Origin of the sequence: Thermovenabulum gondwanense, from assembly GCF_001601575.1 — a bacterium.
Lineage (GTDB): Bacteria > Bacillota > Thermosediminibacteria > Thermosediminibacterales > Thermosediminibacteraceae > Thermovenabulum > Thermovenabulum gondwanense.
The window spans coordinates 1-7,090 of record NZ_LOHZ01000021.1 but is presented as its reverse complement, the minus strand read 5'-3'; the positions used below and the strand labels follow the sequence as shown (position 1 = coordinate 7,090).

Below are 7,090 nucleotides of genomic sequence, written 5' to 3'. Positions count from 1 at the left end.
TGTTTGACAAAGAAACCCTTAGCAGGATAGAAGCAGAACAAAAAAGATGGGAAGACACAACTTTAAAAAAGACGATTGCGAAAGCACCCGAAAGATACGAAAAATTCTATACCGGTTCAAATATAGAAGTTGAGCGTTTGTATACACCATTAGATGTACAAAACACAGATTATATAAATGATTTGGGATTTCCCGGTGAATATCCCTTTACCCGCGGTATTCAGCCTACTATGTATCGCGGTCGATTCTGGACGATGAGACAGTATGCCGGATTCGGCACAGCAGAAGAATCCAATGAAAGGTATAAATATTTACTTTCCCAGGGGCAGACGGGTTTAAGCGTAGCCTTCGACCTTCCCACTCAAATCGGATATGATTCCGACCATCCATTTGCCCAGGGAGAAGTTGGCAAAGTAGGAGTAGCCATAGACTCCTTAGAAGATATGGAAATACTTTTTAACGGAATACCCCTTGATCAGGTAAGCACATCCATGACGATTAACGCACCGGCATCAATACTACTTGCCATGTATATTGCCGTTGCGGAAAAACAGGGCGTAGGTTCCGATAAATTATCCGGCACCATTCAAAATGATATTTTAAAGGAATACATAGCAAGGGGGACGTATATATTCCCACCGGAGCCTTCGATGAGACTAATCACCAATATATTTGAATTTTGTTCAAAACACGTTCCAAAATGGAACACCATTAGTATAAGCGGATATCATATTAGGGAAGCAGGAGCAACTGCGGTACAGGAAGTGGCCTTTACTCTTGCAAACGGAATAGCTTATGTAGAAGCTGCTATAAAGGCAGGGCTTGATGTGGATGAATTTGCCCCAAGGCTTTCCTTCTTCTTCAATGCCCATAACGACCTATTAGAAGAAGTAGCAAAATTCAGAGCTGCACGGAGATTATGGGCGAAGATTATGAAGGAAAGGTTTAACGCCAAGGATCCTCGTTCAATGATGCTCAGATTCCATACCCAGACAGCGGGATCCACACTGACAGCACAGCAGCCGGATAACAACATTGTTCGAGTAACACTGCAGGCATTAGCGGCGGTATTAGGCGGAACCCAGTCACTGCATACCAATTCCAGAGACGAAGCCTTAGCCCTACCGACCGAGGATTCAGTAAGAATTGCCTTAAGAACTCAACAGATTATAGCTTATGAAAGCGGAGTAACGGAAACCATTGATCCTTTAGCCGGTTCTTATTATATAGAATACCTGACGGATACAATTGAAAAGAAGGCTATGGAGTATATCCAAAAAATCGATGAATTAGGCGGTTCACCCAAAGCAATTGAGAAAGGTTATATGCAGCAGGAGATACAGGACAGCGCTTACAGATATCAGCAGGAAATAGAATCCGGCAGGAGGATAGTAGTAGGAGTAAACAAATTCCAGATAGAAGAAGAACCTCCGAAGAACCTGTTAAAAGTAAATCCCGAAGTAGAAAGGGTTCAGAGAAGAAAATTAGAGAACTTAAGGGCAAGAAGGGACAACATAGCAGTAAAAAATGCATTGTCAATTCTTGAAGAAAAGGCAAAAACCAGCGAAAACCTGATGCCATATATTCTGGATTGCGTAAGAACTTATGCTACTTTGGGTGAAATTTGCGACACTTTAAGAAAAGTTTTTGGAGAATATAAAGCTACCGTTACATTTTAAGGAGGTGCGATGATGGAAGAGACGAGAACTATAAGAGTATTGATAGCAAAACCGGGATTGGACGGACATGACAGGGGAGCGAAAGTAATTGCAAGGGCTTTGAGGGATGCCGGTATGGAAGTAATATATACGGGTCTAAGACAGACACCCGAACAGATCGTAGAAGCGGCAATACAGGAAGATGTGGATGTAATTGGTCTTTCCATACTATCCGGAGCTCATAACGTACTTTTCCCGAGGATAATGGAACTGTTAAAAGAAAAGGGAGCTGAAGATATTCTCGTAATTGGCGGAGGAGTAATACCTCATGATGATATTCCCTATTTAAAACAGTGCGGGATAGCGGAAGTTTTCACTCCGGGCACTCCAATTTCAACAATAGTAGAATTTATTAAAAACAATGTTAAAAGATAATTTAAATAATTACCACAAGAGGTGTTTTAATGCATTTATATGAAAGGATTTTAAACAAAGACAAAAGAGCAGTAGCAAGACTTATCACACTTATTGAAAATCAAACAAAAGAGGCAAGGGAAGAACTAAAGTATATATATAAAAATACCGGGAATGCAAAAATAATAGGAATAACCGGTCCACCGGGCGCCGGTAAAAGCAGCCTTGTAAATGAACTGGTAAAAACTATTCGAAAAGAGGGGAAGACGGTGGGGGTCATTGCCGTAGACCCCACCAGCCCCTTTTCGGGTGGAGCAATTTTAGGCGACAGAATTCGGATGAATGAAATTTCCTTAGACCCCGGTGTTTATATAAGAAGCATGGGAAGTAGAGGATCTTTGGGAGGAATTGCAAAAGCAGCCTTTGATGCGGTTAAAGTACTTGATGCTTACGGGATGGACTACATAATAATAGAGACGGTGGGAGTAGGACAATCGGAAGTAGACATAGTAAAACTTGCAGATACCGTAGTGCTCGTACTTGTGCCGGGACTGGGAGACGACGTCCAAGCTATAAAGGCCGGGATTATGGAGATAGCCGATATTTTTGCCATAAATAAAGCAGATAAAGAAGGTGCTGATAGATTAATTATCGAGATTCAGATGATGCTGGATATTGGAATGAAAGAAAGCTCCTGGAGACCTCCCGTTTTAAAAACCGTGGCACTTTCAGGCATGGGTGTGCCGGAGCTTTTTGAAGAAGTAAAAAAACATTTAGAATTTCAGAAAAACAACGGTCTATTAGAAGAAAAAAGAATGTTAAGGATTAAAGAGGAGTTTTATAACCATTTAAAAGACATGGTTGCAAAAGAAATTTTAGAAAAAAAATCTCAAAAAATAAAAGAACTTTTAAAAGACATTGAACAAAAAAAATTAGATCCATATTCTGCCGTAGAAATAATAATCAGTAAAATAAACATTTTGTAACAGAAGGTAAAACAGATTTTTTAAGGAGGGATTTAAATGAAGACTTTGAAAATAGACCACATTGGTATCGCTGTAAAAGACCTGGAAGAAGCAAAAAAGATCTATACTGATTTACTGGGACTTGAAATCCATGGAGAGGAAATAGTTGTAGAACAAAAGGTAAAGGTTGTGTTTATTCCAGTAGGTGACAGCGAAGTAGAACTATTAGAATCGACCGATCCGGAAGGCCCTATTGCAAAATTCATAGAAAAGAATGGAGAAGGTATACAGCATATAGCATTCAGAGTGGATGATATAGAAAAAGCCTTAGAAGAATTAAAACAAAAGGGTGTAAGGCTAATTGATGAAAAGCCAAGATATGGAGCTGGTGGAGCTAAAATCGCTTTCATCCATCCCAAAGCTACAAAAGGTGTTTTAATAGAACTTTGTGAAAGAAAATAAATAAAGGAGGAAGTAAAACAAATATGGAAACTTTTGAACAGAAATTGGAAATTTTAAGGCAAAAAAGAAAAGAAGTAGAGCTCGGAGGCGGAGATAAAAAAATTCAAAAACAGCATGAGAGCGGAAAGCTTACGGCAAGAGAAAGAATAGAAAAACTTTTAGACAAAGGAAGTTTCGTAGAGATCGATGCTTTTGTAGAGCACCGCTGCATTGACTTTGATATGGCAGATACAAAAGCCCCCGGAGAAGGTGTAGTTACGGGATACGGCACCATTGACGGAAGGTTGGTATTTGTATTTGCTCAGGATTTCACAGTAATAGGCGGATCTCTCGGTGAAATGCATGCGGCAAAAATAGTAAAAATAATGGATATGGCAATGAAAATGGGAGCTCCTGTAATAGGATTAAATGACTCGGGAGGCGCAAGGATTCAGGAAGGTGTGGATGCTTTAAAAGGATACGGCGAAATTTTCTACAGAAACACCATAGCTTCCGGTGTAATTCCGCAGATTTCCGTCATCTTAGGCCCCTGCGCAGGAGGAGCCGTATATTCTCCCGCCCTTACCGACTTTATATTCATGGTAAACGAAATGAGCAAGATGTTCATCACCGGTCCTCAGGTAATAAAAGCGGTAACCGGAGAAGATGTAAGCCCCGAAGATTTAGGTGGAGCATTAGCCCATAACACAAAAAGCGGCGTAGCCCATTTCATGGCCAATAGCGAAGAAGAATGTTTTGAACAGATAAGAAAACTTTTATCTTATCTCCCGTCGAACAACTTAGAAGACCCACCGCTAAAAGAAAGCAATGCGGAAGGCATAAAAATACTGCCCGAGTTAAACAATGTAGTACCCGTTGACCCCAACAAACCTTACGATATGAAAGAAGTAATAAAAATAATCGTGGATGAAGGGGATTTCTTTGAAGTTCAACCCTATTACGCTCAGAATATGATAACGGGTTTTGCAAGGATAAACGGCAGGAGTGTGGGAATACTGGCTAACCAGCCAAAAGTGCTTGCAGGATGTCTTGATATAAATGCCTCCGACAAAGCGGCGAGATTCGTAAGGTTCTGCGATGCTTTTAACATCCCCATTATAACCTTTACCGATACCCCCGGATATTTACCGGGAGTAGCCCAGGAACACGGAGGGATAATAAGGCACGGAGCAAAACTATTATATGCCTACAGCGAAGCTACCGTTCCAAAGATAACCGTAATCGTAAGGAAGGCTTACGGTGGAGCATATATAGCCATGTGTTCGAGACATTTAGGTGCGGATCAAGTATTTGCATGGCCCACTGCTGAAATTGCGGTAATGGGTCCGGAAGGCGCAGCAAACATAATATTCAGAAAAGACATTGAAGAATCCTCAAACCCGGTAGAAACAAGAAAACAAAAAATAGAAGAATACAGGGATAAATTTGCCAACCCCTATCAAGCAGCAAAAAGAGGATATGTAGATGATGTAATAGAACCCGCCCATACCCGGGTAAAAATAATAAGCGCTCTTGAGATGCTCGTATCAAAACGCGAAACAAGACCCGATAAGAAACACGGCAACATGCCTGTTTAAAAATACACAACAAAAAAAGGAGGGAAAAAAATGGAAAACGTATTACTTGAATCATTAAAAGCAGCAGTTATAGGTATGGGCATAGTCATGCTATCCCTTTACTTTCTATCACTGATATTAGATGTAATGAGGTATGTATTTTACAAGCCCGAAAATACGCAAAAAAAAACAATTGATGAACCTTCACTGAAAAGTCCATTGGTGCTCCATGAAGAAGAGATAAATCCAGCTTCTCGAGAAAATTTAGAAGAAATTGCAGCGATAACTGCAGCAATAGCTGCATATTTAGGCAAACCATTAGAATCAATAAAGATAGGTGCTATTAGAAGAATATATGAAAAAACTCCCGTATGGGGAATAGCAGCAAGAACTAACCCAAAAAGAACCATATAATAATTTAACATAAATTAACATGTAAAAAACACTATTAAGAAAGGAGAAAAAAGAAATGAAAAGATTCAGAATAACGATTAATGGAAATACCTATGAGGTAGAAGTAGAAGAACTGGGTGTGGATGCTGTCCCTTCACCCACCGTTAAAGCCGAGACACCCAAAGTTGTAGAAACTCCAAAAGTAGAAGCACCGAAGGCAGAAACAAAACCGGTAAAAGAAGCAGCATCCCAGCCGGCTCCTAAAAAAGCCGTTACCGGAAAGCTTACCGTAAACGCTCCCATGCCCGGAACAATACTATCCGTAAAAGTAAAGCCCGGGACGCAGGTTAAAAAAGGTGACTGTTTGATGATACTTGAAGCAATGAAAATGGAAAATGAAATCCTTGCCCCCGAAGATGGCAAGGTAGTATCTATTGAAGTAGCGGAAGGCACTTCAGTAAATACCGGAGATCTTCTTGCGGTACTGGAATAAATTCAATATACACGGGAGAGGGTGAAACTCGTTGGAAATAATAAAACTTTTTGTGGAATTTATTAAAACGACTGGCTTTGCTAATGTTACTGTAAAAGAACTAATAATGATAGGCATTTCCTGTATCTTACTGTACCTGGCTATTGCAAAAAAATACGAACCTTTGCTTTTGGTGCCCATTAGCTTTGGAATGCTTTTAACAAATATCCCCATGGGGCATTTAATGGAACCCGGTGGATTCCTTTACTGGATATACCGGGGAGTTGAGTACGATATATTTCCACCCTTGATATTTTTAGGTGTGGGAGCTATGACGGATTTTGGTCCACTAATTGCGTATCCAAAGAGCCTTTTATTAGGAGCCGCAGCTCAATTTGGAGTTTTCATAGCGTTTCTTGGTGCTGCTTTACTGGGATTTAACTTTAAAGAAGCAGCATCTATTGGAATAATAGGTGGAGCCGATGGCCCGACAGCCATTTACCTTTCCAGCAAGTTAGCTCCTCATTTGTTAGGTGCAATAGCGGTATCGGCTTATTCCTATATGGCTCTCGTACCCATAATCCAGCCTCCAATAATGAGGTTATTGACGACAAAAAAAGAAAGAACCGTTACGATGGAACAGTTACGCCCCGTATCAAAAACGGAAAAAATAATATTCCCCATCTTGGTGACGGTTCTGGCGAGCTTTTTAGTTCCCCCCGCAACCGCATTAATAGGATGTTTGATGCTTGGAAACCTCTTCAGGGAATGCGGTGTGGTAGACAGGCTATCAAAGACAGCCCAGAATGAACTTATAAATATAGTTACCATTTTCATAGGTACAACAGTTGGAGCCACTGCTACAGCGGAAAACTTTTTAAGACTGCAAACCATTGAAATCCTAATAATGGGTTTGGTAGCTTTTGCGGGAGGAACTGCAGGAGGAGTTCTTCTCGGTAAACTGATGTATCTGACATCCGGCGGTAAGGTAAATCCACTAATAGGTTCTGCCGGAGTATCAGCAGTTCCGATGGCGGCGAGGGTAGCCCAGGTTGTAGCTCAAGAAGAAAAACCGGGCAATTTCATATTAATGCATGCCATGGGACCAAATGTAGCCGGGGTTATTGGTACTGCAATAGTTGCAGGTGTGTTGCTTTCCCTTTACGGATA

The 7,090-nt window shown here is 40.7% G+C and carries 8 protein-coding genes; all 8 read left to right on the top strand.

Going from position 1 to position 7,090, the window contains the following annotated elements; translation table 11 throughout:
* Positions 1 to 26: 26 nt before the first annotated feature.
* On the top strand, positions 27 to 1,679 hold the full coding sequence (locus ATZ99_RS02510; protein ID WP_068747672.1) for an acyl-CoA mutase large subunit family protein: 1,653 nt from the start codon (positions 27 to 29) through the stop codon (positions 1,677 to 1,679).
* Between the two features lie 12 nt (positions 1,680 to 1,691).
* Positions 1,692 to 2,093 (top strand): coenzyme B12-dependent isobutyryl CoA mutase small subunit, encoded by a 402-nt coding sequence (gene icmB / locus ATZ99_RS02505; RefSeq protein WP_068747670.1) that lies wholly within the window; start codon positions 1,692 to 1,694, stop codon positions 2,091 to 2,093.
* Positions 2,094 to 2,122: 29 nt separating this feature from the next.
* Positions 2,123 to 3,058 carry a methylmalonyl Co-A mutase-associated GTPase MeaB gene (gene meaB / locus ATZ99_RS02500; RefSeq protein ID WP_068747669.1) on the top strand — a complete coding sequence of 312 codons (936 nt, stop codon included), beginning with the start codon at positions 2,123 to 2,125 and terminating at the stop codon, positions 3,056 to 3,058.
* A gap of 36 nt (positions 3,059 to 3,094) precedes the next feature.
* On the top strand, positions 3,095 to 3,499 hold the full coding sequence (gene mce, locus ATZ99_RS02495; RefSeq protein WP_068747668.1) for a methylmalonyl-CoA epimerase: 405 nt from the start codon (positions 3,095 to 3,097) through the stop codon (positions 3,497 to 3,499).
* Between the two features lie 23 nt (positions 3,500 to 3,522).
* Positions 3,523 to 5,076, top strand: coding sequence for an acyl-CoA carboxylase subunit beta (locus ATZ99_RS02490; protein ID WP_068747667.1), 1,554 nt, complete (start codon positions 3,523 to 3,525; stop codon positions 5,074 to 5,076).
* Between the two features lie 30 nt (positions 5,077 to 5,106).
* A complete protein-coding gene (locus tag ATZ99_RS02485) occupies positions 5,107 to 5,469 on the top strand; it encodes an OadG family protein (RefSeq protein ID WP_068747666.1) in 363 nt (120 codons plus the stop codon).
* Positions 5,470 to 5,524: 55 nt separating this feature from the next.
* Positions 5,525 to 5,941 carry a biotin/lipoyl-containing protein gene (locus tag ATZ99_RS02480; RefSeq protein WP_068747665.1) on the top strand — a complete coding sequence of 139 codons (417 nt, stop codon included), beginning with the start codon at positions 5,525 to 5,527 and terminating at the stop codon, positions 5,939 to 5,941.
* Between the two features lie 106 nt (positions 5,942 to 6,047).
* Positions 6,048 to 7,090 (top strand): sodium ion-translocating decarboxylase subunit beta (locus ATZ99_RS02475; protein ID WP_187694811.1); only part of this gene is annotated, 1,043 nt, incomplete at its 3' end.

What these genes read in the sequence shown, in the direction of transcription:
- mce (WP_068747668.1), top strand. Translation starts at nt 3,095, where the DNA reads ATGAAGACTTTGAAAATAGACCACATTGGTATCGCTGTAAAAGACCTG.
- ATZ99_RS02480 (WP_068747665.1), top strand. Translation starts at nt 5,525, where the DNA reads ATGAAAAGATTCAGAATAACGATTAATGGAAATACCTATGAGGTAGAA.
- meaB (WP_068747669.1), top strand. Translation starts at nt 2,123, where the DNA reads ATGCATTTATATGAAAGGATTTTAAACAAAGACAAAAGAGCAGTAGCA.
- icmB (WP_068747670.1), top strand. Translation starts at nt 1,692, where the DNA reads ATGGAAGAGACGAGAACTATAAGAGTATTGATAGCAAAACCGGGATTG.
- ATZ99_RS02490 (WP_068747667.1), top strand. Translation starts at nt 3,523, where the DNA reads ATGGAAACTTTTGAACAGAAATTGGAAATTTTAAGGCAAAAAAGAAAA.
- ATZ99_RS02485 (WP_068747666.1), top strand. Translation starts at nt 5,107, where the DNA reads ATGGAAAACGTATTACTTGAATCATTAAAAGCAGCAGTTATAGGTATG.